This window comes from Defluviimonas sp. D31, from assembly GCF_033436765.1.
GTDB lineage: Bacteria > Pseudomonadota > Alphaproteobacteria > Rhodobacterales > Rhodobacteraceae > Albidovulum.
In genome coordinates this window covers 265,989-290,118 of record NZ_JAWQFN010000001.1, presented here as the reverse complement: position 1 = coordinate 290,118, position 24,130 = coordinate 265,989, and the positions used below count along the sequence as shown (strand labels likewise).

Genomic DNA, 24,130 nt, shown 5'->3' with positions numbered 1-24,130 from the left:
AGTTGTGTGACGATCCGCCCGGTGTGGATTTTCCCTGAATTAGAGCTGGGGTTTAAGGCATTAATAAAAATCAGTAAAACGCCTTCAATACCCCTCGAAAAACAATCTGTTGCGGGTGCGGCTTTCCGCCGCTTCCCTGTATGCGGGCGCCGTTTTCGCGGCGTGACTGCACTGGATTGTCAAAACGGGAGGAAACCGATGAAGACCATCACCACCACCATGACCGCGATCGCGCTCGCGCTTTCGGCCGGCGCCGCCTTTGCCTCGGCGGGCTGCGACGAGGGCGAGATCGTGATGAAGTTCGCCCATGTGACGAACTCCGACAAGCATCCCAAGGGGATCGCCGCCCAAATGTTCGCCGACCGCGTGAACGCCGAGATGGACGGCAAGGCCTGTGTCGAGGTCTATCCGAACTCCACTCTCTACGATGACGACCAGGTGCTCGAGGCGATGCTGCAGGGCGACGTCCAGTTCGCCGCGCCGTCGCTGTCCAAGTTCGAAGCCTTCACCAAGCAGTTCCAGATCTTCGACCTTCCCTTCGTGTTCAAGAACATCGAGGCGGTCGATGCGTTCCAAGCTTCCGAGCAGGGCCAGGCGATGAAGGAATCGATGGTGCGCCGCGGACTTCTCGGCATGGAGTTCTGGCATAACGGCCTGAAGCAGATGTCGGCCAAGAAGCCGGTCGTGATGCCCGAGGACATGAAGGGCCTGAAGATCCGCGTTCAGCCTTCGGACGTGATCGTGGCGCAGATGGAGACGCTCGGCGCCTCGCCCCAGCCGATGGCCTTCGCCGAGGTCTACGGCGCGCTGCAGACCGGCGTCGTCGACGGACAGGAGAACACCTGGTCCAACATCTACGGCCAGAAGTTCTACGAGGTCCAGGACGGCATCACCGAAACCAACCACGGCGTGCTCGACTACCTCGTCGTCACCTCGGTCGACTGGATGGACAGCCTGCCCGAGGACGTGCGGACCCAGCTCACCACGATCCTGCACGAAGTGTCGATGGAGCGGAACGCGGCCGTGACCCAGGTCGATGCCGAGGCGCGCCAGGCGATCCTCGACAACGGCGGGGTGATCCGCGAGCTCGACGACGCGCAGCGCCAGGCCTGGGTCGACGCGATGAAGCCGGTCTGGGAGCAGTTCGTCGAGGGCATCGGCCAGGAAAACATCGACGCCGCGCTGGCCTTCAACGCCGGCAGCTGAGCCACCACTCGCGAGCGGTGACGACAGGGCCCGGCACGGGATGGCCGGGCCCATTTTCAAAGGGGGAGGAGACGATGAGCGGCAAGTACGAACCCGCAACGGCGCTCGGCCGCGTCGTGCATGAATTCGAGGAGACCGTGATCGCGGTGCTTCTCGGCCTGATGACGGTGATCACCTTCATCAACGTGATCCTGAGATACGTCTTCAACTCCTCGCTGATCTGGGGGTTGGAACTGACCACGGCGCTCTTCGCCTGGCTGGTGCTCTTCGGCATGTCCTATGCCGTCAAGGTCACCGCCCATCTGGGCGTCGACGCGATCATCAACCTTCTGCCGCATCGCGGCCGGAGAATCCTGGCGCTGGTCGCCGCCGCCTGCTGCCTGGCCTATGCGTTCCTTCTGATGAAGGGCGCCTGGGACTACTGGGCGCCGTTCGGCGGCTTCGAGCAGACCGGCGGACGCTGGTTCCCCGAGGGCTTCATCAAGACCCGCGACCAGGCCTGGTACGAGACCGAGCAGATCCCGATGCCGGACTGGCTTCGCTTCATCGAGCCGATGTTCAATCAGGGCGAGACCTACGAGAAGCTGCCCCGCTTCATTCCCTACGCGATGCTGCCGATCGGCTGTGCGCTCCTTCTCTTCCGCCTGATCCAGGCGACCTGGGGGATCGTCACGGGCACCCGTGAAAGCCTGATCGTGAGCCACGAAGCCGAGGACGCCGTCGAGGATGTCCGCCACATGAATTACGAGGAATAAGGCCATGGAAGTCGTCCTGCTATTCTTCATGGTCATCGGGTTCATGCTGGTCGGCGTGCCGATCGCGATCTCGCTCGGCCTGTCGTCCACGCTGTTCCTCCTGTGGTTCTCCGACACCTCTCTCGCCTCGATCGCGCAGACGCTCTACAACGCGATGGAGGGCCATTCGACGCTCCTGGCGATCCCGTTCTTCATCCTTGCCTCGTCCTTCATGTCGACGGGCGGCGTGGCCAAGCGGATCATCCGCTTCTCGATCGCCTGCGTCGGCCATCTTCCGGGCGGCCTCGCCATCGCCGGCGTCTTCGCCTGCATGCTCTTCGCGGCGCTCTCCGGGTCGAGCCCCGCGACCGTGGTCGCCATCGGCTCCATCGTCATCGCGGCGATGCGGCAGGTGGGCTATTCCAAGGACTTCGCGGCGGGCGTGATCTGTAACGCCGGCACGCTCGGCATCCTGATCCCGCCCTCGATCGTCATGGTCGTCTATGCCTCCGCGACCGACGTCTCGGTCGGCCGGATGTTCCTTGCGGGCGTCTTTCCGGGGCTTCTCGCCGGCGGCATGCTGATGGCCACGATCCTGGTCTGGGCGATCTGGAAGAAGATGCCCAAGGGCGAGTGGAAGGGCTGGGGCGAGGTCTTCGACAGCTTCGGCGAGGCGTTCTGGGGCCTGATGCTGATCGTGATCATCATGGTCGGTCTCTACGGCATCCCCGGCATCACCTCGGCGATCTTCACGCCGACGGAAGCCGCCGCCGTCGCCTCGATCTGGGCCTTCATCGTCGCGACCTTCATCTACCGCGACATGGGGCCGCTTGCCCGCGAGGGCGGCAACCTGAGCCTGATCCAGAAGCCGATCTCTCTGGTCACCGCCTTCTTCCACCGCGACACCAAGGCGACGCTCTTCGAGGCCGGCAAGCTCACCGTGACGCTCATGTTCATCATCGCCAACGCGCTGATCCTGAAGCATGTTCTGACCGACGAGCAGATCCCGCAGCAGGTCGCGGAAGCGATGCTGAGCGCGGGTTTCGGCAAGATCATGTTCCTCGTGATCGTCAACGTGATCCTCTTGATCGGCGGCCAGTTCATGGAGCCCTCGGGCCTCATCCTGATCGTCGCGCCCTTGGTGTTCCCGATCGCGATCTCGCTCGGCGTCGACCCGATCCATCTCGGCATCATCATGGTTGTGAACATGGAAATCGGGATGATAACGCCGCCGGTGGGCCTCAACCTCTTCGTCACCTCGGGCGTCGCCGGGATGTCGATGATGCGGGTCGTGAAGGCGGCGCTGCCCTTCCTCGTGGTGCTCTTCGTCTTCCTGATCATCGTGACCTATGTTCCCGGACTCTCGACCTGGTTGCCGACGCAGGTCATGGGACCGGAGACGGTCATCAAGTAGAGCGGAAGACCGCAGACATGAGAATGCCCGGCGCCTCGGCGCCGGGCTTTTTCGTTCGCGATCAAACCTTATGACTGCCTAGCGTGCCAGGGTCAGCGTGGCGCCCGCTGCTTCCAGTGCGGACGAGATCTCGGAGGACGGTGCGCGGTCGGTGACTATCTCGCCGATATCGGCGAAGCCCGCCACCGAGATGAGGCCGCGGCGGCCGAACTTCGTGTGGTCGGTCACGACGACCCGACGCTCTCCGCGCGAGAGCACGAGCCGGGCGAACTCCGCCTCCTCGAGCGCGTAGTCCATCACGCCCGAGGCATCGACCGCGCCGGCCGAGATCACCGCGTGGTGCACGGTGAAACTGGCGATGAAGTCGAGCGCCGACTTGCCGAAGGCCGCCCCGGAATCGGAGCGCAGCTCTCCGCCCGCCATGTAGACCCGGTTGCCGTTCACGGTGGCGAGCGTGCGGGCGATGTCGGAGGAGTTGGTCACCACCGTCAGCCGCCGGTGGCCGGTTAGTTCGCGCGCTACGTAACTTGTCGTTGTGCCGGTGTCGAACATCACCGATTCCCCGTCGCGTATCGTTGCCGCGAGCGTGCGGGCGATCGCCTTCTTGGCCTCGGCGTTCTCGCGCATCCGCTTCTGGAACGGTGCCTCGCCGAGCTGCCCGGCGAGCCCGACCGCGCCGTGGACGCGCACCAGCGCGCCGGTCTCGGTTAAGGGCTTCACGTCGCGTCGCACGGTTTCGAGCGACACGCCGAGCTGACGGGCAAGGGCCGCGATCGTCACCGAGCCCTCGTGTTCGAGGATCTTCAGGATGTCGGCATGGCGTTTGGACAGCATCTTCGGCGCTCCGGCTCTGCCGAGAGTCTAGGCGAGTGCGGGGAAGCGCGCAAGAAACGGGCGCAATGCGGGCACTAAAAACACAAAAAACCACAAAGCGGATTGATCGAATCGCCAATCCGCCGCCTACTTGGGGAAGGGGACGGGGCAGGCGGCTGCGACGGCGCCCGCGAACGACCGTTCCATGAGACCGGCCGGCTTCGAGCACGGCCGGCAGAACAGGGAGTTCACGATGTTCAAGACACGATCGAATGCTCTGGTCCGCGGCCTGATCGGCGGGGTGGCCGCCTCGGCGCTGGCGACGCTGGCGATGGCGCAGGAATCGACCGACCCGATCAAGCTCACGCTGCATGACTGGACCGGCCAGCTCATCACCACCGAACTGATGGGCGAGATCCTGAAGCAGGCGGGCTACAACGTGGAGTACGTCCAGGCCGACTATCTCGCGCAGTTCGCAGGGCTCGAGACCGGCGATCTGCATGTCGCGATGGAGATGTGGGAGACGACGGGCCGCGACGCGATGGATGCCGCGACCGCGACCGGCAAGGTCGAGAATATCGGCCCGACCGGCATGAAGGCCAAGGAGGAATGGTGGTATCCCACCTACATGAAGGAGAAATGCCCCGGCCTGCCGAACTGGGAGGCGCTTCTGGACGCGGCCTGCGCCGAGGCCTTCTCCACCGCCGAGACCGCGCCGAAGGGCCGCTATCTCGGCGGGCCGGTGACCTGGGGCGGGTTCGACGACGAGCGGGCGGAATCGCTCGGCCTGCCGTTCGAGGTGATCCATGCGGGCACCGATGCCGCGCTCTTCGCCGAACTGGAAAGCGCCTATCAGCGCCAGGCGCCGATCATGCTCTGGATCTACGCGCCGCACTGGGCCCCGGCAAAATACGAGGGCGAATGGGTCGAGTTCCCGGAATACACGGCCGAGTGCTACAACGACCCGGCCTGGGGCGGGAACCCCGACATGGCCTATGATTGCGGCAAGCCCTTCGGCGAGATCTGGAAGGTCGGCTGGGCCGGCGTGAAGGACAAGTGGCCGGGCGCCTACGCGGCGATCCAGGCCTTTACGATCGAGAACGACGAGATGGGCGCGATGATCACCGATGTCGATCTCAACGGAAAGTCCGTCTCGGAGGTCGTGGCCGGCTGGATGGCAGAGAACGAGGGGCGCTGGAAAGGCTGGATCGGCCAGTAGGTGTCAGACTACTCCGCCCGCGCCAGGCTGCGGCGCGGGCGGGGCCATCCTTCGAGCGGACTGGACATGACCGATAAGACGCCCGAGACCCGCGACGCCAAGCTTGTCTGCCGCCATCTTTGGAAGCTCTTCGGCGCGCGCGGGGCCGAGGTGCTTGCGTCGCTCGGACCAGATCCCGCGCCGGAGCGTCTGATCGCGGCGGGCGTCGTGCCGGCGGTGCGCGACGTCTCGCTCTCGGTCGCAGCGGGCGAGATCTTCGTCATCATGGGGCTGTCGGGATCGGGCAAGTCGACGCTCGTCAGGCTCATGTCGCGGCTCGTCGAGCCGACCTCGGGCGAGGTGCTGTTCAACGGCCAGAACCTTCTCGCCGCGAGCGAGGCCGAGATGACGATGATCCGGCGCCACAAGATGGGCATGGTGTTCCAGCACTTCGCGCTGCTGCCGCATCTCACGGTGCTCGACAACGTGGCCTTCCCGCTCGACGTGCAGGGCGCGCCCCGCGCCGAGCGCGAGGCGCGGGCGCGGCAGATGATCGAGCTCGTCGGACTCGGCGGGCGCGAGGGCGCCTTTCCCCGCGAGTTGTCGGGCGGCCAGCAGCAGCGGGTGGGGATCGCCCGCTCGCTCGCCGTGGAGCCGGAACTGTGGTTTCTCGACGAGCCCTTCTCGGCCCTCGATCCGCTGATCCGGCGCGAGATGCAGGATGAGTTCATCCGCCTGCAATCGGTGCTGCAAAAGACCATTGTCTTCATCACCCACGATTTCGACGAGGCGATCCGGCTCGCGGACCGTATCGCGATCATGAAGGACGGGGCGATCGTTCAGGAGGGCACGCCGGAGGAGATCGTCGTATCGCCCGCGACCGACTATGTGCGCGAGTTCACCCGCGCCGTGCCGCGCGCCAAGGTGGTGCGGGTGGCAAGCGCGATGCGCGCGGCCGAGGGCGAGGAGCCGGTCTCGGAGGTGGCCGCCGGGCTCACCGTGGCCGAGGCCGCGCCGCTTTTCCTAAACGGCACCGAGCGGCTCCGGGTCACGGACGGGCAGGGCGCGACGCTCGGCCACCTGCACCGGGCCGACGTCCTCGACCTGATGCTCGGGGGCTGAGATGGAGACCGCCGCCCTTCCTGCCCGCCCCCTTCTGCCGCGCTGGTCCGGCTGGGCGGTGGCGCTTCTGGCGTTCCTTATTCTCTGGAAGTTCGGGGCGGGGCTCGTGCCCTGGGCCTTCGACTATCCGCGCGGCTGGACCGTCCCGGCGGCGCGCTGGATCACCGGTTTCACCAAATGGCTCCTGAACGAGGCGACCTTCGGCCTCTTCACCTTCGCCGAGTTCACCCGGTTCATCGCCGCGGTGATCGACTTTCCCTACCGGATCGTGCTCAGCCTTCTCTCGACCGGGTTCCTCAAGGGCGAGGGCTCGGCGGCCGTGCAGATCACGCCGCCCCTCTCGTGGGTCGCGGTGATCGTCGTCTTCGCGCTCGTCGGACTTCGCGCGGGCGGCTGGCGGCTTGCGGCCCTGGTCGCGGCCTGCCTCGGCTTCATCGCGGTCTTCGGCCAGTGGCAAAGTGCCATGGTGACGCTCGCCTCGATCCTTGTCGCGGTGCCTTTGGGCGTCCTCGGCGGCGGCGCGCTCGGCATCCTCGCCTGGCGGAGCCCGGTGTTCGAGCGGGCGATCCGGCCCGTCCTCGACCTCATGCAGACGATCCCGGTCTTTGCCTATCTGGTACCGATTCTCTTTCTCTTCGGCTTTGGACCGACCGCGGCGGTGGTGGCGACGCTGATCTACGCGATGCCGCCGATGACGCGGATCACGCATCTCGCGCTCACGCGGGTGCCTGGAGAGCTGACCGATCTCGGCCGCATGGTCGGCTGCTCGCGGCGCCAGATGCTCTGGCGGGTGATGGTGCCGGCCTCGATGCCGGCGCTGATGGTGGGTGTGAACCAGGTCATCATGCTGTCCCTCAACATGGTCATCATCGCCTCGATGATCGGCGCCGGCGGGCTTGGCTTCGACGTGCTGGCGGCGTTGCGGCGGCTCGATTTCGGCGCCGGGCTCGAGGCCGGGCTCGCCATCGTGGCGCTCGCCGTGGCGCTCGACCGGCTGAGCCAGGCGTTCGCGGTGAGCAAGGCGGGAACGGTCGCGACGGGGAACATCGTCGAGCGTCACCCCTATCTGGCGGGCGCGCTCGCGACGATCCTGATCGCGGGGCTGGTAGGGCTCGTCCTGCCGGCGGTGCAGAGCTACCCGAAAGCGGCGGAGCTTTCCACCGGGCGCTTCTGGTCCGACGTCGTGGCCTGGATCAACGTCAACTTCTTCGACACGATCGAGGCGGTGAAGAACGCGGTCCTGCTGAACCTTCTGGTGCCGTTCAAGCGGTTCCTGCTCGGCTTGCCCTGGCTCGGCGTCGCGGGTCTACTCGGCTACGCCGGCTGGCGGCTCGGCGGCTGGCGGCTTGCGGCGCTGGTCGCGGTCCTCGCCGGTCTCATCGCCGCGACCGGGCAGTGGGAGAAGGCGATGATCACCGTCTATCTCTGCGGCATCTCGGTGATGTTCGCGATGCTGATCGGGGTGCCCATCGGCATCCTCGCGGCCGAGCGCGAGCGGCTCTGGACCGTGGTGCGGGTGGTGATCGACACGCTCCAGACGCTGCCGTCCTTCGTCTATCTGATGCCAGCGGTGATGCTCTTCCGGGTCGGCGACTTCACCGCGATGATCGCGGTCGTGGCCTATGCGGTGGCACCGGCAATCCGCTACACGGTGCTCGGGCTCCAGGGCGTCGATCCGCGGCTTCTCGAGGCTGGTCGCGCAATGGGCTGCACGCCGCGCCAGATCCTCTGGCGCATCAAGCTCAGGCTCGCGGCGCCGGAGATCCTTCTGGGGCTGAACCAAACCGTTATGTTCGCGCTGTCCATGCTGGTGATCACCGCGCTCGTCGGTACCCGCGACCTCGGCCAGGAGGTCTATATCGCGCTCACCAAGGCCGATCCGGGGCGGGGGCTCGTCGCCGGGCTCGCGGTCGCCTTCATCGCCATCATAACCGACCGGCTGATCCATGCCGGGGCGCGGGCCGCGCGGGCGCGGCTCGGGCTCGAGGAGGGGGCGGCATGAGGCTTGCGGGCGGCGCACGTGTGGCGGGTGCGGGAGCCTCCGGCTGGGGTATTTGGGACAATGAAGAAGGGGCGGGCGGTGGCACTTGATCGCATCCGGGCGCTGCCCTGCTGGCGGGGCGAGATCGTTGCCGAGCCGCTGGTCGGGGGGCTGTCGAACGAGAGCTGGAAGGTGGTGGACGCGGCCGGTTCCCATGTCGTGCGGTTCGGCGAGGATTTCCCCTTTCACCACGTGAGCCGCGCCAACGAGGTGATGGCTGCGCGGGCGGCGCACCGGGCGGGCTTCGCGCCGGAGGTGGAATTCGCAGGGCCCGGTGTGATGGTCTCGGCTTTCGTCGCGGCGCGGACCTGGGGCGAGGCGGAGGTTGCGGACGATCCCGGCCGGGTGGGGCGCTACCTGCGGGAGTTCCACGCGAAGATGCCGTTCGAAGTCTCCGGCGCGGCAGCGTTTTTCTGGGTCTTCCACGTGATCCGCGACTATGCGCGGGTGCTCGCCGAGCGGAAGAGCCGCTTCGCGCCGGACCTGCCGCGCCTGACCGGGCTCGCGGCGGCGATGGAGGCGGCCCAGTTGCCCCTGCCGATCGTCTACGGCCATCACGATCTCTTGCCCGCGAATTTCCTCGAGGATGCGGACGGGCGGCTCTGGCTCATCGACTACGAATACGCGGGCTTCGGAACGGCGATGTTCGACCTTGCCGGGGCGGCCTCCAATGCCGGGATGGGTTCGGAGGCGGCGGAGGCTTTGCTGGGCGCCTATTTCGGCGCGGTGCCGGAGGTCGCGATGATCCGCGCCTTCGACGCGATGCAATGCGCCTCGCTCGCGCGAGAGGCTATGTGGGCGATGGTGTCTGAGATCTTCCTTGCCGCACCGGGGGCCGATTACGACGCCCATGCGCGCGACTATCTCGGCCGGCTCGACGCCGCGCTCGACCGCTATCAGGGCCGCCACGGAAAGGTGCCGCTATGACGCTTCCCTCTCACGCCCGGATCGTCGTCATCGGCGGCGGCATCATCGGCTGTTCGACCGCCTATCACCTCGCCCGCGATCACCGCGCCGAGGTCGTGCTTGTGGAGCAGGGGCGGCTGACCTCCGGTTCCACCTGGCATGCGGCGGGGCTCGTCGGCCAGCTCCGCTCCTCGGCGGCGATCACCCGGGTGCTGAAATACTCGGTCGAGCTTTACAAGGGGCTCGCGGCCGAGACCGGGCTTGAGACCGGCTGGAAGATGACCGGCTGCCTGCGCCTTGCCACCAACGCGGACCGCTGGACCGAGTACAAGCGGCTCGCCACCACGGCACGGTCCTTCGGGATGGAAATGCATCTGATCCCCCCCGAGGAGGTGAAGCGGATGTGGCCGCTGATGGAGGTCTCCGACCTCGTGGGCGCAAGCTGGCTGCCGACCGACGGGCAGGCTTCGCCCTCCGACATCACCCAGTCGCTCGCGAAGGGGGCGCGGATGCATGGTGCGAGGATCTTCGAAGGGGTGCGGGTCACGGGCTTCCGGATGGCGGGGGGGCGGATCACCCATGTCGAGACCGACCAGGGCGCGATCGCTTGCGAGACGGTGGTCAATTGCGCCGGGCAATGGGCGCGGCAGGTCGGCGCGATGGCCGGGATCAACGTGCCGTTGCAGGCGGTGCGCCACCAGTACATCGTCACCGGGACGGTGCCGGGGCTTGCCGCCGACGCGCCGACCCTGCGCGACCCCGACCGGCGGACCTATTTCAAGGAGGAGGTCGGCGGGCTGGTCATGGGGGGCTACGAGCCGAACCCGCAGCCCCTGTCCACGGGCGACATCCCGAACGACTGGCAGTTCCACCTCTTCGAGGATGACTACGACCATTTCGAGCAGCATCTGGTGCAGGCGATCGAACGCGTTCCGGCGCTGGCCGAGGTCGGCGTCAAGCAGATGATCAACGGGCCGGAAAGCTTTACGCCGGATGGGAATTTCATTCTCGGACGTGCGGCGGAATGCGCCAACATGTTCGTCGGCGCGGGCTTCAACGCCTTCGGCATCGCCTCGGGCGGCGGTGCCGGCTGGGTGCTTGCGGAATGGGCGATCCGGGGCGAGGCGCCCCTGGATCTCTGGTCGGTCGATATCCGCCGCTTCTCGGGGCTGCACCGGGACCGTGACTGGGTCTCGGCGCGGACCTGCGAGGCGTATGGCAAGCATTACACCATCGCCTATCCGCACGAGGAATACACTTCGGGCCGGCCGCGCATCGTCTCGCCGCTTTATGAGCGGCTGAAACGGCATGGGGCGGTCTTCGGCTCGAAGCTCGGATGGGAGCGGCCGAACTGGTTCGCGCCCGAGGGGGTGGAGCCGCGCGATGTCTATGCGATGGGGCGGCAGAACTGGTTCCCCCATGTCGGCGCCGAGCATCGCCATGTGCGCGAGGCGGTCGGAATCTTCGACCAGTCCTCTTTCGCGAAATACGAGGTGACGGGCCCGGACGCAGCGCGGGCGCTGAATCATGTCTCTTCGGGCGACGTGGCCAGGGCGCCGGGGCGGCTGACCTATACCCAGCTTCTGAACTCGCGTGGCGGCATCGAGGCCGACCTCACGGTGGCGCGGCTTGCCGAGGACCGGTTCTACATCGTCACCGGAACCGGGTTCAGGGCCCATGACCTCGCCTGGATCGCCGAGCATCTGCCGGAGGGCGATGTCGCGATCCGCGACGTGACCGAGGACTGGGGGGTGCTGTCGCTGATGGGGCCGAAGGCGCGTGACGTGCTGGCGCGGGTCACCGATGCGGATGTGTCGAACGAGGGTTTCCCGTTCGGCCATGTGCGAGAGCTCGAGGTGGCCGGGGCCAGGGTCCGCGCGCTCCGCATCACCTATGTGGGCGAACTTGGCTGGGAATTGCATGTGCCGATCGACGCGACCGTCGCGGTTTTCGACGCGCTGATGGCGGCGGGCGCGGGCGCGGGGATCCGCCCCGTGGGCTACCGCGCGATCGAGAGCCTGCGGCTTGAGAAGGGATACCGCGCCTGGTCGGCCGATATCACGCCGGCCGACACGCCCTTCGAGGCTGGGCTCGGCTGGGCGGTGAAGCTGAACCGGAACACCGATTTCATCGGCCGGGCGGCGCTGGAGGCGCTGGCGGGGCAGGTGCCGGCGAAGCGGCTCGCGGGGTTCACGATCGACGATCCGGCGGCGGTTCTCGTGGGGCGCGAGACGATTCTGAGGGATGGTGAGGCGGTGGGCTATCTGACCTCGGGGGGCTATGGCTACACGGTCGGCAAGAGTATCGGCTACGGCTATGTGCGCCATTCGGGGGGCGTGACCGACGATTTCCTGATGTTGGGGCGCTACGAACTTGTCGTCGCGAACGAGGTCTTTCCGGCAGAGATCGGGCTCGCGCCCTTCCATGATCCCGGCAATCTCAGGGTGCGCGCATGAGGCGGGTGTTGCTTGCCTCCGGCGGGGACATTCTCGGCAAGATGAAGGGGTCAGGGTTCGCGGCGCAGGACGATGGCGAGGCTCGGGACTGTGCCGGCCTCGCCGGGCATCGAGACGTAGGGCGCGGTTTCCTCGGCGAGGGAGACGGCGGCGGCGAGAGCGGCTACGCGTTGGGAAAAGCCCGCCGTCCAGAGTGTTGTCTTGACGGTGAGCACGATGACGCCGCCCGGCCGGCAGATGCGGACGAGTTCGTCGAGGCCCTCGGCGCCGACATGGCCAGAGGTGAAGACGCCGGCGGAGACGACGCCCGCGAACGCGCCGTCGGCGAAGGGCAGGGACTGGCCGAGGGCGAGGCGGTGAAGCCTGGTGTAGACGCCCTTGCGCGCGGCGATGGCGAGCATGCCTTCGGACAGGTCGAGCGCCTCGACCTCGGGATAGCCGAGAATCCCGAGCCATTCGCCGAGGAGCCCGGTGCCGGCGCCGGCATCGAGCAGGGGGGCCGCGCCGCGCGGCAGGTGGCGGGCGAGAAGCGCGAGGCAAACCGTCGGGTGGCGGTAGCCGGCGGCGGCCATCTCGGCCTCGTAGCTCTCGGCCCAGCCGTCATAGAGTCGCGCGACCTCCTCTGCGTTCGCCGCGCCGTAGACCGCGCCGAGATGGCCCTGATGCTTGCTCTCGCCCATGGATCGGATCCCCTGAAGGTCGGGCGGATGATAGCCGCAGGGCATGGAATGTGAAATCCTTTGTGCGGGAACGGGAAGGGAGGGCCGATGCGTGAGGACGAGGAACTGAGGGCGGCGATCGCGGCGATCCCGGTGCTTGCAGGCGAGGGCGGGGCGGTCGAGCGACTTGGCGGGCTCACCAACCGGGTCTACCGGGTGGGAAGCCATTGCCTGCGGCTGCCGGGCGCGGGAACCGAGGAATATATCGACCGCGCCAACGAGGCGGTCGCCGCGCGCGAGGCGGCGCGGGCGGGGGTGAGCCCGACGGTGATCCATGCCGATCCTGCCACCGGGATCATGGTGACCGAGTTCATCGCGAACACTGTGACGATGAGCCCGGAGGCTTTCCGCTCCCGCTCCGGCGCCGCGGGGCGCGCGGGCGCGGCCTTCGCGAAGCTGCATGGCTCGGGTGCGGTCTTCCCGTTCCGCTTCGAATTGTTCGCGATGATCGACGACTATCTCGGCGTGCTCGCGACCAAGGACGTGGCCCTGCCGGAGGGCTATCACGACGTCGTCGCCGAGGCGGGCGCGGTGCGCGCCGCACTGGCCGCGAGGCCGCTGCCGCTTGCGCCCTGCCACTGTGATCCGCTGTGCGAGAACTTCCTCGATACCGGGGAGAGGATGTGGATCGTCGACTGGGAATATTCCGGCATGAACGATCCGATGTGGGATCTCGGCGATCTCTCGGTCGAGGGCGGATTCGGGGCCGATCAGGACGAAGAGATGCTGCGGGCCTATTTCGGCGGTGAACCCTCGCCGCGCGACCGGGGGCGAATGGTGATCTACAAGGCGATGTGCGACCTTCTCTGGACGCTCTGGGGCCTCATCCAGCTTGCCGCGGGCAACCCGGCCGAGGATTTCCGCGCCTATGCCGACGGTCGTTTCGGGCGTTGCAAGGCGCTGATGGCCGATCCGGAGTTCTCGCGCCATCTCAAGGCGGTGGCGGCCTGACTTCAACCGCTTTGCCGGGTCAGTCGGCTCGCCAGAAGATCGCCCGTCTCCGACAGGATCGGATAGGCGATCATCGTGAAGGCGGAGTTGACCTGCTTCAGCGCCCGGAGCGTTTCCTGGTGGATGTTCGAGGTCTCGATGCTCTCGGTCAGGCCCTGTTTCAGCCGGTCGAGATGCGAGCGTTGCAGGCGCTGCTCCATGTCGCGGACATGGTCCTTTTCCTCAACCAGCGCGCGGGCGGCGTCAGGATTGAGCGTCATCAGCACGTTGAGCCCGGATTGCGCGTTGGCGAGTACCCGGTCGTGGAAGTCCTTGATCTCCTTCCAGCCGCTTTCCGAGAAGCTCGCCCCGCTCTGGTCGAGGCGGCGGGCGAGACCGAGCATCGTGTCGGCGATGGCGTTGCCGGCACTTTCCAGGTTGACCGCCATGTCGGCGAGTTCGAGCCCGCGGCGGCTGACATCCTCGTCGGCGGTCGACCGCTGCAACTTCGCGAGATAAAGCTTTGTCGCGATGTGCATCTTGTCGACGTCGGACTCCTTGGCCTGGATCGCGGCGGCGGTCCCGTCGTCCCAGGTCTCGTATAGGCCCGCGACGGTGCGCAGCATCGCCTCGACGCCTTCGCCCATCTGCAGCACCTCGCGTGCCGCGCAGGCAAGCGCGCGGTCGGGCTGCGAGAGAGCGGCGGGATCGAGCGCGCTGATCCGCGCGAGGCTCGCCGCCTCCGGCGGGGGCGTGATCCAGCGCCCGACGAGCGCGAGGACCGGTCCGGTGAGCGGCAGGGCAACGAGCGCTAGCGCGAGGTTGAAGGCAAGGTGCAGGTTGATGACCTGGCGCGCGGGCGTCGCGCCGAGCAGGTCGAGCGAGGGCGCGAACGACGAGAGCGCCATCAGCGCCGCCGCCGCACCGCCGCCACGGAGCGCGAGATTGGCGACGATGACCCGGCGGGCGGCGATCTCGGAGCCGAGGGTGAGCACATAGGCGATGACCGCACCGCCGAGGTTGGCGCCGAGCACCATCGCGACGCCCGCCGTGACCGGCAGGATGCCCTGCGCCGAGAGCGTGACGAAAAGGAGCACCGCGGCGACTGAGGAATGCACCGCCCAGGCGAAGAGCGCGCCGATAACGAAGGCGGTGACCGGGTCGCCGCCGAGATAGCGCATCGCGCTTGCCAGGCCAGTGCTGTCGCGCAGGGGTTCGGTCGCATCGCGGATCATCGTCAGCGAGACGAAGATGAGTGCGAGCCCGATCAGCACCCGTCCGGCCATACGGAAATCGCGGCTCGACGATTTCAGGAACATCCCCACGCCGGCGACGAGCAGGACTGGCACCAGCCAGTCGGCGCGGGTGAGCAGGATCTGCGCCACGATCGCCGAGCCGAGATCTGCGCCGAGCAGGATCGCGAGGCCCGCCCCCGCCGCGAGCGTGCCCCCGGCCACGAAGTTCGAGGTCAGGATTGCCACGGCGGTCGAGCTTTGCAGCACCACCGCCGCCCCGGTGCCGGAGAGTGCGGCGAGCCAGCGGCTATCCGAGCCACGCCGCAGCAGTCGCCGGAGTTGGACCGACCAGCCGCGCTCCACGCCGGTCCGCACGAGTCGCACGGCCCAGATCAGAAGCGCGGCGGCGCCCGCGACATGCAGGACGAACAGCATCGGCGAGGTTTCAGGCAAGCGGCGGTCCTCCGGGGCGTGGCTGCGAGTCGCGGCCGTTACAAAACTGTCACAAAACCTTCACATTGCCGGGGCGGACACAATGGCCATTCGCAACCGGATCGCAGGGACTATAGCGGTATTGCCGATCCGTGACAGTGGTGCGAGCGCCGTGCGGCTCATGCCGACCGAAGGCTGCCGGCGATCAGCGCGGGTACGTCGGGATGGGTTCCGATCGGGTCGAGGAGCCGTCCGGCGAAGCTGGCGTCATCGAGCGCCGCGGGAATGTCGGAGATGACATGGCCCCACCGCGCCACGAACAGCGGCAGGCAGAGCGATCGCGGGCCGGCGTCGCGCGCGGCCCCGGCGAGGTCTGGCGCCTCTTCGATGAAGCCGGTGCGGAGCCCGGCCAGAGGAAGGGCGCCGGCGATGGCGGCCTCGGTCGCGCGGGCCGCCTCGGCGGGGGCGCGGCTGCGTCCCGATCCGTGCGCGGCAAGGATCAGCGTCGTGTCGGTTTCCAGCCAGTCCTCCGCGGCGCAGGCGTCGCGGACGATGCGGATCGCGAGGTCTGCTGTTTCGGGTAGAACGCCGAAGGGAGAGAGGATCCGCAGATGCCCGGCGCCGGCTTCGGAAAGGCGGCGCGGCAGGAGGCTTCGAATGAACCAGCCATCAGCCATGAAGAACGGAAATACTACAGGGTTATCAGCGCCTTTCAGCGCGTTCTTCAGGGCGTCTGGCTCGGCGAGCGTGGCCGAAACGATGGTCCAGCCCGATAGTTCGCGAGCCACGGCTTGCGCAACGGCGGTGAGGTCGGCCTCGGCGGGCTCGGGATCGGAGGGCTGGCCATGGGCGACAATGAGCGCGGTGCGGGACATGGGGTCGGAGCCTAGCGGATGGGCGGCGGAACGCAACTAGTCGCGGGCGAGCGCCACGGTCTTAAGGATCGCGTGGCATTCGGTTCCGGGCGCGAGGTCGAGGGCGGCGACCGAGCGGCGGGTGATGCGGGCGCGCAGCGCCGCGCCGCCGCAATCGAGCGCGACCTCGGCGGCGGCGTCGTCAAGGGGCGTTACGGCCTCGACCCGTGCGGGCAGGATGTTGAGCGCGCTGAGGCCGTCGGGCCGGGTCCGCGCGAGCATCACGTCGCGGGCGCGGATGAAGAGGCGAACCGGCGCGCCGGTGGGCCCCATCGCCTCGGGCGTAAGGATCGTGCCGCCGGAAAAACCGAGTTCGCAGAGCCCGTCGTCGGTCATGCCGGTGACGCGCGCGGCGATCAGGCTGCCGGGCTCGGTGCCGACGACGCCGGGCCGGGCGGCGGCCTCGGCAAGGATCTCGGCGGCGGGGCCGAGGCCGGTGACCCGGCCGCGGTCGAGCGCCAGAACCTGGGTTGCCAGCCGGGCGACCTCGGAGAGCGAATGGCTGACGTAGAGGATCGGGATCCGCGCCTCGTCGCGCAGGGTTTCGATATAGGGCAGGATTTCGCCCCGCCGGGCGTGGTCCAGGGCGGCGAGCGGCTCGTCCATCAGGATCAGGCGCGGCCGGGTCAGGAGCGCGCGGGCAAGCGCCACGCGCTGCGCCTCGCCACCCGAGAGCGCCTCGGTTCGGCGCCGCAGGAGCGGGCCAAGGTCGAAACGGTCGATCAGCGCGCCCTGCGCCGCCGCCTGGCCGTTGCGGCGGGCGGCATAGGCGAGGTTGGCCGCAACGTCGAGATGGGCGAAGAGCCGCGGCTGCTGGAACACCGTGGCGACTCGCCGCCGGTGCGGCGGCACGAAGCGGCGCCCGTCCTCCCAGGTCTCGTCCCCGAAGGCGACACGGCCCGCGCCGCGCTCGAAACCGGCGATGATCCGCAGGAGCGTGCTCTTGCCCGCGCCGCTCGGGCCGAAGATCGCGGTGAGGCCGGACAGGGCGATGCGCCTGTCCATTGCAATAGAGAAATCAGGGTGTTGGAGATTGATTTTCAGGTCGATTTCGGTCATCGCCGCGCCTCTTGCCGATGCCGGCCGTTGATCCAGTAGAGGGCGAGCAGGATGGCGAAGGAGAGCGCGAGCAGGATCCCGGAGAGGACATGCGCGGCCGCGTAGTCAAGGGTTTCGACCTCTTCGTAGATCGCGATCGAGATGACGCGGGTCTCGCCCGGAATGTTGCCGCCAACCATCAGGACGACCCCGAATTCGCCGAGCGTATGGGCGAAGGTGAGCACGGCCGCGGTCAGGTAGCCGCGCAGGCAGAGCGGGGCGGCGACGGTGAGGAAGGCGTCAAGCGGGGACGCGCTCAGGCTTGCCGCCGCTTCCATCGGCGCGCGGCCGAGCGCCGTGAAGGCGGCCTGGAGCGGCTGGACGGTGAAGGGCAGCGAATAGAGCAGCGAGGCGATGACGAGCCCGGCGAAGGAGAAGGTGAGCGTGCTGCCCGTGACCGAGAGCCAGAGCTGGCCGAGCGGCGCCGAGGGGTTGAAGGCGAGGAGCAGGTAGAAGCCGAGCACCGTCGGCGGCAGAACGAGCGGCAGCGCGGTCACCGCCTCGACCACCGGGGCGAGGCGTGAACGCGTATGGGCGAGCCACCAGGCGAGCGGGGTGCCGAGCAGCATCAGGATTGCCGTCACCAGCGCGGCGAGGCGCAGCGTGAGCCACAAAGGGGCGAGGTCGCCGGGGCTCATGGCAGGGTTTCGTAGCCATTCGCCTCGATCACGGCGCGCGCCTTGGCGCCGCGCAGGTGGTCAAGAAAGGCGAGGGCGGCGGCATTGCCCTCGGCGCGGGCGAGCAGCACAGCGTCCTGACGGATCGGATCGTGTGCGCTTTCCGGGACCGGCCAGGAACTGCCTGCCAGAGTCGGATCGGCATGGAGCGCCGAGGCCGCGACGAAGCCGGCCCCGGCGGCGCCGCTGCGCACCATCGCGAAGGTCTGGCCGATGTTCTCGCCCTGCACGATCTTGCCTTCAACGGCGTCAGAAAACCCCAGTGAGTCAATGGTCTGCAGGGCGGCCCTGCCATAGGGCGCGAGGTCCGGATTGGCGATCGCCACATGTTTCAGCGTCGCAAGGTACGCGCCGGGGTCGGAAAGATCCGCACGGTCGTCGTTTGTCCAGAGCACGAGCCGGCCGATCGCGTAGGTGAAACGGTGCTCGGGATCGGCCTGTCCCTCGGCGATCAACTTGTCGACGGTCGCTTCGTCGGCCGAGAGAAAGACGTCGAAGGGTGCCCCTGAGGCGACCTGGGCCGCGAGCTTGCCGGTGGCTGCGGCGGCGAGGCGGATCTCGTGGCCGGTCTCGGCGGTGAACTCCTCGGCCAGGATCTCGGCCACGGGACGGAAATTGGTCGCAACGGCGACGAGCGCGCTCTCCGCGGCCGCGGGGCCCGGCAGCGCGAGCAGGGCCAGTAGGACGGCGCGGCGCATCGGCACTCCTTGCGTTGTGTCTGTCTGGAGGTAACGGCGTTTCGCGCGGTGTGGCAAGCGTTATTTCTTTTCGGACATAACGGAGAGTCGGTGGATTTCCTCGATCTCCGAGGCGAGCGCGGCGGCGCCCTTTTCCTGCATCTGCCGGTAGAGCGCGAGCACCCTGCGCCCGGCGTCAGTCAGTTCGGCGCCGCCGTGGCCGGCGCCGCCGCGGCTCGCGGCCACCAGCGGCTCGCGGAACATCGCGTTCAGCGCCTCGACGAGGCTCCAGGCACGTTTGTAGCTCATCCGCATCCGCTTGCCGGCGGCCGAGATCGAGCCGGTCTCGGCAATGCCTTCGAGGAGGTCGGCCTTGCCCGGGCCGAGCCATTCGCCGCCCTCGACGACGAGGCGCAGCTTGAGGCCGGGTGAGAGGCGGGAGGCTTTGGGCATGACGAATCCTCGCGATCGGTGTGCATGTTAGGCGCCGCCCGCGCCGCGCGAAAGCGTGGGCGGGCTGTGGCCGGGGCGTTCGGCGTGCTAGTCTCCGGGCCGTGGGGGCGCTCGGAGGGTGAAGCGATGCTGCGTGTGCTGGCCTGTCTTGCCGCGCTCTGGGGCGCGCCGGTCCTGGGGCAGACCGACGTGGATCTGGAGCTGGTGCTTCTGGCGGACAGCTCGGGCTCGATCGACGACGGCGAGATCCTGTTCCAGCGCGAGGGCTATGCGCGGGCGATCACCGACCCGGCCGTCGTCGCGGCGATCCGCCGCACGGCCTATGGCAGCATCGCGGTCACCTATGTCGAATGGGGGAGGTTCGACAGCCAGGACGTGGTCGTTCCCTGGACGGTGATCGACGGTCAGGCCGCGGCGGAACGCTTCGCGGCGGCGTTGACGGGACCGCCGCGCCGCGCGCGGGGCCGCAACGCGATCGGGGCGGCGCTGATCTTCGGGCGCGACCTGATCGAGGGCAACGAGATCGCGGGCTGGCGACGGATCATCGACTTCTCGGGCGATTCCGCGGGCAACTTCAACGGGCCGACCATCGCCGAGGGGCGCCGGGCCGCGCTCGAGGCCGGAATCACGATCAACGGCCTAGCGGTGCTGTGCCGGATCTGCGCGTCGGGCCGGTCGGGCTCGGGCGATCTGGAGACGGAGTTCGCCGACAGGATCATCGGCGGGCAGGGCGCCTTCGTCGTGACCGCGGACGGCGGCGAGGCTTTCGCGGCGGCGGTCAGGCGCAAGCTCATCCTCGAAATATCGGGCGGCGGCGGCCCGGCGGTGGCGCGCGCCGGCCAATGAGGCAAGGCAGTCGCGGCCCGATCGGCGCTTTCGGGCGCGCATCCTGCGGGCCGGCAAGCGCCAGAAGTGCGCCCGCGGCCCTTGCAGGCCCCGGTGCGCGCCTCTAAGACTTGCGCAAGGTTATGTGCATAAGCATTCACCCCGGGAACAGCGACAGGCGGACGAGCATGAAAGACCCCTTTGACATCTACATGAACACCCTCGTGCCGATGGTGGTCGAGCAGACCTCGCGCGGGGAACGGGCCTATGACATCTATTCGCGCCTCCTCAAGGAGCGGATCATCTTCCTTTCGGGGCCGGTCCATGACGGCATGTCGACGCTGATCTGCGCCCAACTCCTGTTCCTCGAGGCCGAGAATCCCTCGAAGGAAATCGCGATGTACATCAACTCGCCCGGCGGCGTGGTGACCTCGGGTCTCTCGATCTACGACACGATGCAGTACATCCGGCCGAAGGTCTCGACGCTGGTGATCGGCCAGGCGGCCTCGATGGGTTCGCTTCTCCTGACGGCGGGCGAAAAGGGGATGCGGTTCTCGTTGCCGAACAGCCGGGTGATGGTGCACCAGCCCTCTGGCGGCTACCAGGGTCAGGCGACGGACATCATGATCCATGCGCAGGAGACCCAGAAGCTCAAGGACCGGCTGAACCAGATCTACGTGAAGCACACGGATCAGCCGCTGGAAAAGGTCGAGGCGGCGCTCGAACGCGACAACTTCATGTCGCCGGAGGAGGCGAAGGACTGGGGTCTGATCGACGAGATCCTCGACGCGCGTCCGGGTGAGGGCGATTCGAAGTAAGTGGTCTGCACGCCATCGCCAGGCGGTGGCGGGCAATTTTGCATTGTGGTGATCCGGGGGCTGCCCTAATCTTGTCGGAAAGGGCCGCCATAAAATGATGGACGACAGGCGAACTGGCCTCAGAGGATGACGATGGCAACGAATTCAGGCGGCGACAGCAAGAACACGCTCTACTGCTCCTTCTGCGGGAAGTCGCAGCACGAAGTGCGCAAGCTGATCGCCGGCCCCACGGTCTTCATCTGCGACGAATGCGTCGAGCTCTGCATGGACATCATCCGTGAAGAGACGAAGTCCACCGGGCTCAAGTCGGCAAACGGCGTGCCGACGCCGCGCGACATCTGCAAGGTGCTGGACGATTACGTGATCGGCCAGGAGCATGCCAAGCGCGTGCTCTCGGTCGCGGTCCACAACCATTACAAGCGCCTCAACCACGCCTCGAAATCGGCCGATATCGAGCTCGCGAAGTCGAACATCCTGCTGATCGGGCCGACGGGCTGCGGCAAGACGCTTCTGGCGCAGACGCTGGCCCGCATCCTCGATGTGCCGTTCACGATGGCGGACGCGACGACGCTGACCGAGGCGGGCTATGTCGGCGAGGATGTCGAGAACATCATCCTGAAGCTCCTGCAGGCGTCGGAGTACAACGTCGAGCGGGCGCAGCGCGGCATCGTCTATATCGACGAGGTCGACAAGATCACCCGCAAGTCCGACAACCCCTCGATCACCCGCGATGTCTCGGGCGAGGGCGTGCAGCAGGCGCTCCTGAAGATCATGGAGGGCACCGTGGCTTCCGTGCCGCCGCAGGGCGGGCGCAAGCATCCGCAGCAGGAGTTCCTGCAGGTGGACACGACGAACATCCTCTTCATCTGCGGCGGCGCCTTCGCCGGGCTCGAGCGGATCATCGCGCAGCGCGGCAAAGGGTCGGCGATCGGCTTCGGCGCCGAGGTCAAGGATCCCGATGCGCGCGGCGTGGGCGAGCTCTTCACCGAGCTCGAACCGGAAGATCTGCTGAAGTTCGGCCTGATCCCGGAATTCGTCGGCCGCCTGCCGGTGATCGCGACGCTGACCGACCTCGACGAGGCGGCGCTGGTCACGATCCTGACCGAGCCGAAGAACGCGCTTGTCAAGCAGTACCAGCGGCTCTTCGATCTCGAAGGGGTGAAGCTGACCTTCACCGCCGACGCGCTCACCGCGATCGCCAAGCGCGCGATCAAGCGCAAGACCGGCGCGCGGGGCCTCCGCTCGATCATGGAGGATATCCTGCTCGACACAATGTTCGAACTGCCGGGCATGACCTCGGTCTCGGAGGTTGTGGTCAACGAGGAAGCCGTCGATTCCGGCGCGAAACCCCTGCTGATCCACGCCGACTCGAAGGGCGAGAAGGCCGCTACGGCGGGCTGATCCAATCTTTGCCGTTTTTCGCGCCGCGGCCGGGCAACCGGCCGCGGCGTTGCGTTTTCCGGCAGAGTGTGCGGCGCATTCATGACAAGCCCGAGGTTGGCACCTTCGGTAGCTACCAACCTGCCGCGTCGTCGCCACGCTGAAAACGCCGCGAGAGCGTTCTGCCTCAGGGTTCGAGGCGATATGCCGCTGGTGCCCGTCGGCACTGGACCTCGCCCGCGCCTGCGCTATAAGGGGGCAGCAATGCCCGGAGGATGTCCATGAATTTCCTGCTGCGCCTTTTGACCTGGTGGAACAGCCAGACGCTCGGCACCCAGCTCTTCACCTGGCGCAACGGCCAGAAGGTCGGCGAGGATGCGCAGGGCAATGCCTTCTACCAGACCCGTGATGGCAAGCGCCGCTGGGTGATCTACAACGGCGAATCCGAAGCCTCGCGAGTCAGCCCGGACTGGCACGGCTGGCTCCATTTTACCTGGGACGAGCCGCCGACCAAGGCCGCGCTCAAGCATAAGGAATGGGAAAAGCCGCACCAGGAAAACCTGACCGGCACCGCTCTTGCCTATGCGCCGGCAGGTTCGATCCGCCGCGCCGCTCCGGCCGAGCGGCGCGACTACGAGGCCTGGAGCCCGGAATAGGGCGATGGCCGAGAACACGACAGAGGTTCTGGCCGGTGCTGGCGTGCTTGCGGTCGCGCTCGGCTTCCTCGTCTATGCCGGCGACGGCAACGGCATCACCCAAACCGGTGACAGCTACGACCTGACCGCGAGCTTCCGCTCTGTCGAGGGCATCACGATCGGCACCGATGTCCGCATGGCCGGCGTCAAGGTGGGCTCGGTCACCGAACTGGCGCTCAACCCAGAGACCTTCTTCGCCGATGCGCGTTTCACTGTCCGCAACGGCGTCGTCGTGCCCGATGACAGCACCGCGGTGATCGCTTCCGAGGGGCTCCTTGGCGGCGCCTTCCTCGAGATCCTGCCGGGCGGAAGCCCGATGGATCTCGAGCCCGGTGCCGAGATCGAGAACACCCAAGGTGCAGTGAGTGTGATCGCCCTTATGATGAAATTCGTCGGCGGCGGCGACGAAACGGCGGAGCCCGCCCTGCCATGACCGCCCGCCTTCTTCTGCTTCTGGCGCTCGCTCTCGGCGGCGGCGCGGCCGCTGCCCAGGAGGTCGCGAGCGCGCCGGGCGCGGTCCTGCGCGGTCTCGACAAGGTCTCGGGCGCGACCGAGGACATCGAGATCGCGGCGGGAGAAACGAAGACCTTCGGCCGGCTCATCGTCTCGCTGTCCGATTGCCGCTATCCGGTCGCAGACCCGAGCGCCAATGCCTACGCGCACATGACGATCACGGACAGCGCGGCCGGGACCGTGGAGTTCGACGGCTGGATGGTCGCGTCGAGCCCGGCGCTCTCGGCGCTCGACGATCCGCGCTACGACGTCTGGCTCCTGCGCTGCAAGAGCAGCTGAGGCGCGGGCACCGCGGGTGCGGTGAAGTCGGCCATTCCGCGCACGGCCTTCGAAAGACGTGCACGATACTCGGACCGCGGAATCTCGACCCCGCCGAGCGAGGCGAGATGCGGCGTGAGAAACTGGGTGTCGAAGAGCATGAACCCCCCGGCGCGGAGCCGGTCCACGAGATAGGCGAGCGCGACCTTCGAGGCGTCGCGCCGGAGAGAGAACATGCTCTCGCCGAAGAACGCAGCACCTAGCGTCAGGCCGAAGACCCCGCCGACGAGCGTGCCCTCCTCCCAGACCTCGAGCGAATGGGCGTGGCCGCGCGCGTGGAGCGTGTCGTAGAGCGCGGCGAGGGGAGCGTTGATCCAGGTCTCCTCCCGCGCCGCGCACAAGGCGACCACCTCTGAGAAGGCATGGTCTATGGAGATCTCGAACCGCCCGCTCCGGATCCTCCGGGCGAGCGAGCGCGAGATGCGGAAGCCGTCGAGCGGCATCACCCCGCGCAGGCGCGGGTCGATCCAGTGCAGCTCGTCCGAGCCGCGGCTTTCCGCCATCGGGAAGATGCCCCGCGCATAGCCCGCAAGCATCCCCTCCGGCGTCAGCATCG

General features: G+C 67.6%; 24 protein-coding genes. 15 read left to right on the top strand and 9 right to left on the bottom strand.

Annotation, left to right across the window (positions count from 1 at the left end; all coding sequences use genetic code 11):
- Positions 1-198 precede the first annotated feature (198 nt).
- The 3 genes from R5H32_RS01410 (at position 199) to R5H32_RS01400 (ending at position 3,354) form a co-directional block, all read left to right on the top strand.
- Positions 199-1,206, top strand: coding sequence for a DctP family TRAP transporter solute-binding subunit (locus R5H32_RS01410; RefSeq protein WP_318336896.1), 1,008 nt, complete (start codon positions 199-201; stop codon positions 1,204-1,206).
- Positions 1,207-1,280: 74 nt separating this feature from the next.
- Positions 1,281-1,961: a TRAP transporter small permease gene (locus tag R5H32_RS01405; RefSeq protein ID WP_318336895.1), complete on the top strand. Its 681-nt coding sequence runs from the start codon at positions 1,281-1,283 to the stop codon at positions 1,959-1,961.
- 4 nt (positions 1,962-1,965) lie between these two features.
- Complete coding sequence (locus R5H32_RS01400) at positions 1,966-3,354, top strand: TRAP transporter large permease subunit (protein ID WP_318336894.1); 1,389 nt, start codon at positions 1,966-1,968, stop codon at positions 3,352-3,354.
- A 78-nt stretch (positions 3,355-3,432) separates the two neighbouring features.
- Here R5H32_RS01400 and R5H32_RS01395 read toward each other — a convergent pair whose 3' ends face one another.
- On the bottom strand, positions 3,433-4,188 hold the full coding sequence (locus R5H32_RS01395) for a DeoR/GlpR family DNA-binding transcription regulator (RefSeq protein WP_318336893.1): 756 nt from the start codon (positions 4,186-4,188) through the stop codon (positions 3,433-3,435).
- Positions 4,189-4,420: 232 nt separating this feature from the next.
- On the opposite strand from R5H32_RS01395, the gene R5H32_RS01390 reads away from it, so the two are divergent.
- The 5 genes from R5H32_RS01390 (at position 4,421) to R5H32_RS01370 (ending at position 11,890) form a co-directional block, all read left to right on the top strand.
- Positions 4,421-5,386 carry an ABC transporter substrate-binding protein gene (locus R5H32_RS01390; RefSeq protein ID WP_318336892.1) on the top strand — a complete coding sequence of 322 codons (966 nt, stop codon included), beginning with the start codon at positions 4,421-4,423 and terminating at the stop codon, positions 5,384-5,386.
- A 66-nt stretch (positions 5,387-5,452) separates the two neighbouring features.
- Positions 5,453-6,487 carry a glycine betaine/L-proline ABC transporter ATP-binding protein gene (locus tag R5H32_RS01385; RefSeq protein WP_318336891.1) on the top strand — a complete coding sequence of 345 codons (1,035 nt, stop codon included), beginning with the start codon at positions 5,453-5,455 and terminating at the stop codon, positions 6,485-6,487.
- Position 6,488: 1 nt separating this feature from the next.
- Complete coding sequence (locus tag R5H32_RS01380; RefSeq protein ID WP_318336890.1) at positions 6,489-8,489, top strand: ABC transporter permease; 2,001 nt, start codon at positions 6,489-6,491, stop codon at positions 8,487-8,489.
- 78 nt (positions 8,490-8,567) lie between these two features.
- Positions 8,568-9,455 (top strand): phosphotransferase, encoded by an 888-nt coding sequence (locus R5H32_RS01375; protein WP_318336889.1) that lies wholly within the window; start codon positions 8,568-8,570, stop codon positions 9,453-9,455.
- On the top strand, positions 9,452-11,890 hold the full coding sequence (locus tag R5H32_RS01370) for an FAD-dependent oxidoreductase (protein WP_318336888.1): 2,439 nt from the start codon (positions 9,452-9,454) through the stop codon (positions 11,888-11,890). Before R5H32_RS01375 ends, R5H32_RS01370 begins: the two co-directional genes overlap by 4 nt.
- Positions 11,891-11,940: 50 nt before the next feature.
- Here R5H32_RS01370 and R5H32_RS01365 read toward each other — a convergent pair whose 3' ends face one another.
- Positions 11,941-12,570 (bottom strand): class I SAM-dependent methyltransferase, encoded by a 630-nt coding sequence (locus R5H32_RS01365; protein WP_318336887.1) that lies wholly within the window; start codon positions 12,568-12,570, stop codon positions 11,941-11,943.
- Positions 12,571-12,657: 87 nt separating this feature from the next.
- On the opposite strand from R5H32_RS01365, the gene R5H32_RS01360 reads away from it, so the two are divergent.
- Positions 12,658-13,560, top strand: coding sequence for a phosphotransferase family protein (locus tag R5H32_RS01360; RefSeq protein WP_318336886.1), 903 nt, complete (start codon positions 12,658-12,660; stop codon positions 13,558-13,560).
- A 2-nt stretch (positions 13,561-13,562) separates the two neighbouring features.
- On the opposite strand, the gene R5H32_RS01355 is transcribed toward R5H32_RS01360, so the two are convergent.
- The 6 genes from R5H32_RS01355 to R5H32_RS01330 all read right to left on the bottom strand — a co-directional run bounded on the left by R5H32_RS01355 (position 13,563) and on the right by R5H32_RS01330 (position 19,025).
- Positions 13,563-15,227 (bottom strand): Na/Pi cotransporter family protein, encoded by a 1,665-nt coding sequence (locus tag R5H32_RS01355; protein WP_318336885.1) that lies wholly within the window; start codon positions 15,225-15,227, stop codon positions 13,563-13,565.
- Between the two features lie 158 nt (positions 15,228-15,385).
- Complete coding sequence (locus R5H32_RS01350) at positions 15,386-16,081, bottom strand: sirohydrochlorin chelatase (RefSeq protein WP_318336884.1); 696 nt, start codon at positions 16,079-16,081, stop codon at positions 15,386-15,388.
- 36 nt (positions 16,082-16,117) lie between these two features.
- Positions 16,118-17,179 carry a molybdenum ABC transporter ATP-binding protein gene (modC, locus tag R5H32_RS01345; protein ID WP_318336883.1) on the bottom strand — a complete coding sequence of 354 codons (1,062 nt, stop codon included), beginning with the start codon at positions 17,177-17,179 and terminating at the stop codon, positions 16,118-16,120.
- Entirely contained in the window at positions 17,176-17,856 is a 681-nt protein-coding gene (gene modB, locus R5H32_RS01340) for a molybdate ABC transporter permease subunit (protein WP_318336882.1), read from the bottom strand. The genes modC and modB overlap by 4 nt, the downstream gene beginning before the upstream one ends.
- Positions 17,853-18,593 carry a molybdate ABC transporter substrate-binding protein gene (gene modA / locus R5H32_RS01335; protein ID WP_318336881.1) on the bottom strand — a complete coding sequence of 247 codons (741 nt, stop codon included), beginning with the start codon at positions 18,591-18,593 and terminating at the stop codon, positions 17,853-17,855. The genes modB and modA overlap by 4 nt, the downstream gene beginning before the upstream one ends.
- 60 nt (positions 18,594-18,653) lie before the next feature.
- Positions 18,654-19,025 (bottom strand): winged helix-turn-helix domain-containing protein, encoded by a 372-nt coding sequence (locus R5H32_RS01330; RefSeq protein WP_318336880.1) that lies wholly within the window; start codon positions 19,023-19,025, stop codon positions 18,654-18,656.
- A gap of 126 nt (positions 19,026-19,151) precedes the next feature.
- On the opposite strand from R5H32_RS01330, the gene R5H32_RS01325 reads away from it, so the two are divergent.
- The 6 genes from R5H32_RS01325 to R5H32_RS01300 all read left to right on the top strand — a co-directional run bounded on the left by R5H32_RS01325 (position 19,152) and on the right by R5H32_RS01300 (position 23,535).
- Complete coding sequence (locus R5H32_RS01325) at positions 19,152-19,871, top strand: DUF1194 domain-containing protein (RefSeq protein ID WP_318336879.1); 720 nt, start codon at positions 19,152-19,154, stop codon at positions 19,869-19,871.
- 167 nt (positions 19,872-20,038) lie between these two features.
- On the top strand, positions 20,039-20,668 hold the full coding sequence (locus R5H32_RS01320) for an ATP-dependent Clp protease proteolytic subunit (RefSeq protein ID WP_318336878.1): 630 nt from the start codon (positions 20,039-20,041) through the stop codon (positions 20,666-20,668).
- A gap of 132 nt (positions 20,669-20,800) precedes the next feature.
- Entirely contained in the window at positions 20,801-22,069 is a 1,269-nt protein-coding gene (gene clpX / locus R5H32_RS01315) for an ATP-dependent Clp protease ATP-binding subunit ClpX (protein WP_318337330.1), read from the top strand.
- Between the two features lie 260 nt (positions 22,070-22,329).
- Positions 22,330-22,704 carry an NADH:ubiquinone oxidoreductase subunit NDUFA12 gene (locus tag R5H32_RS01310; RefSeq protein ID WP_318336877.1) on the top strand — a complete coding sequence of 125 codons (375 nt, stop codon included), beginning with the start codon at positions 22,330-22,332 and terminating at the stop codon, positions 22,702-22,704.
- 4 nt (positions 22,705-22,708) lie between these two features.
- Positions 22,709-23,176 (top strand): outer membrane lipid asymmetry maintenance protein MlaD, encoded by a 468-nt coding sequence (locus R5H32_RS01305; RefSeq protein ID WP_318336876.1) that lies wholly within the window; start codon positions 22,709-22,711, stop codon positions 23,174-23,176.
- The gene (locus tag R5H32_RS01300) at positions 23,173-23,535 is read left to right on the top strand and encodes a DUF2155 domain-containing protein (RefSeq protein ID WP_318336875.1); all 363 of its coding nucleotides are present in this window, start codon (positions 23,173-23,175) and stop codon (positions 23,533-23,535) included. The genes R5H32_RS01305 and R5H32_RS01300 overlap by 4 nt, the downstream gene beginning before the upstream one ends.
- Here R5H32_RS01300 and aat read toward each other — a convergent pair.
- On the bottom strand, positions 23,499-24,128 hold the full coding sequence (gene aat / locus R5H32_RS01295) for a leucyl/phenylalanyl-tRNA--protein transferase (protein ID WP_318336874.1): 630 nt from the start codon (positions 24,126-24,128) through the stop codon (positions 23,499-23,501). The genes R5H32_RS01300 and aat overlap by 37 nt on opposite strands.
- Positions 24,129-24,130 lie beyond the last annotated feature (2 nt).

Excerpts from the sequence above, each read along its gene's own strand:
- R5H32_RS01410 (WP_318336896.1), top strand. The coding sequence starts at position 199 with ATGAAGACCATCACCACCACCATGACCGCGATCGCGCTCGCGCTTTCG.
- R5H32_RS01405 (WP_318336895.1), top strand. The coding sequence starts at position 1,281 with ATGAGCGGCAAGTACGAACCCGCAACGGCGCTCGGCCGCGTCGTGCAT.
- R5H32_RS01400 (WP_318336894.1), top strand. The coding sequence starts at position 1,966 with ATGGAAGTCGTCCTGCTATTCTTCATGGTCATCGGGTTCATGCTGGTC.
- R5H32_RS01395 (WP_318336893.1), bottom strand. The coding sequence starts at position 4,188 with ATGCTGTCCAAACGCCATGCCGACATCCTGAAGATCCTCGAACACGAG.
- R5H32_RS01390 (WP_318336892.1), top strand. The coding sequence starts at position 4,421 with ATGTTCAAGACACGATCGAATGCTCTGGTCCGCGGCCTGATCGGCGGG.
- R5H32_RS01385 (WP_318336891.1), top strand. The coding sequence starts at position 5,453 with ATGACCGATAAGACGCCCGAGACCCGCGACGCCAAGCTTGTCTGCCGC.
- R5H32_RS01380 (WP_318336890.1), top strand. The coding sequence starts at position 6,489 with ATGGAGACCGCCGCCCTTCCTGCCCGCCCCCTTCTGCCGCGCTGGTCC.
- R5H32_RS01370 (WP_318336888.1), top strand. The coding sequence starts at position 9,452 with ATGACGCTTCCCTCTCACGCCCGGATCGTCGTCATCGGCGGCGGCATC.
- R5H32_RS01365 (WP_318336887.1), bottom strand. The coding sequence starts at position 12,570 with ATGGGCGAGAGCAAGCATCAGGGCCATCTCGGCGCGGTCTACGGCGCG.
- R5H32_RS01360 (WP_318336886.1), top strand. The coding sequence starts at position 12,658 with ATGCGTGAGGACGAGGAACTGAGGGCGGCGATCGCGGCGATCCCGGTG.
- R5H32_RS01350 (WP_318336884.1), bottom strand. The coding sequence starts at position 16,081 with ATGTCCCGCACCGCGCTCATTGTCGCCCATGGCCAGCCCTCCGATCCC.
- modC (WP_318336883.1), bottom strand. The coding sequence starts at position 17,179 with ATGACCGAAATCGACCTGAAAATCAATCTCCAACACCCTGATTTCTCT.
- modB (WP_318336882.1), bottom strand. The coding sequence starts at position 17,856 with ATGAGCCCCGGCGACCTCGCCCCTTTGTGGCTCACGCTGCGCCTCGCC.
- modA (WP_318336881.1), bottom strand. The coding sequence starts at position 18,593 with ATGCGCCGCGCCGTCCTACTGGCCCTGCTCGCGCTGCCGGGCCCCGCG.
- R5H32_RS01330 (WP_318336880.1), bottom strand. The coding sequence starts at position 19,025 with ATGCCCAAAGCCTCCCGCCTCTCACCCGGCCTCAAGCTGCGCCTCGTC.
- R5H32_RS01325 (WP_318336879.1), top strand. The coding sequence starts at position 19,152 with ATGCTGCGTGTGCTGGCCTGTCTTGCCGCGCTCTGGGGCGCGCCGGTC.
- R5H32_RS01320 (WP_318336878.1), top strand. The coding sequence starts at position 20,039 with ATGAAAGACCCCTTTGACATCTACATGAACACCCTCGTGCCGATGGTG.
- clpX (WP_318337330.1), top strand. The coding sequence starts at position 20,801 with ATGGCAACGAATTCAGGCGGCGACAGCAAGAACACGCTCTACTGCTCC.
- R5H32_RS01310 (WP_318336877.1), top strand. The coding sequence starts at position 22,330 with ATGAATTTCCTGCTGCGCCTTTTGACCTGGTGGAACAGCCAGACGCTC.
- R5H32_RS01305 (WP_318336876.1), top strand. The coding sequence starts at position 22,709 with ATGGCCGAGAACACGACAGAGGTTCTGGCCGGTGCTGGCGTGCTTGCG.
- R5H32_RS01300 (WP_318336875.1), top strand. The coding sequence starts at position 23,173 with ATGACCGCCCGCCTTCTTCTGCTTCTGGCGCTCGCTCTCGGCGGCGGC.
- aat (WP_318336874.1), bottom strand. The coding sequence starts at position 24,128 with ATGCTGACGCCGGAGGGGATGCTTGCGGGCTATGCGCGGGGCATCTTC.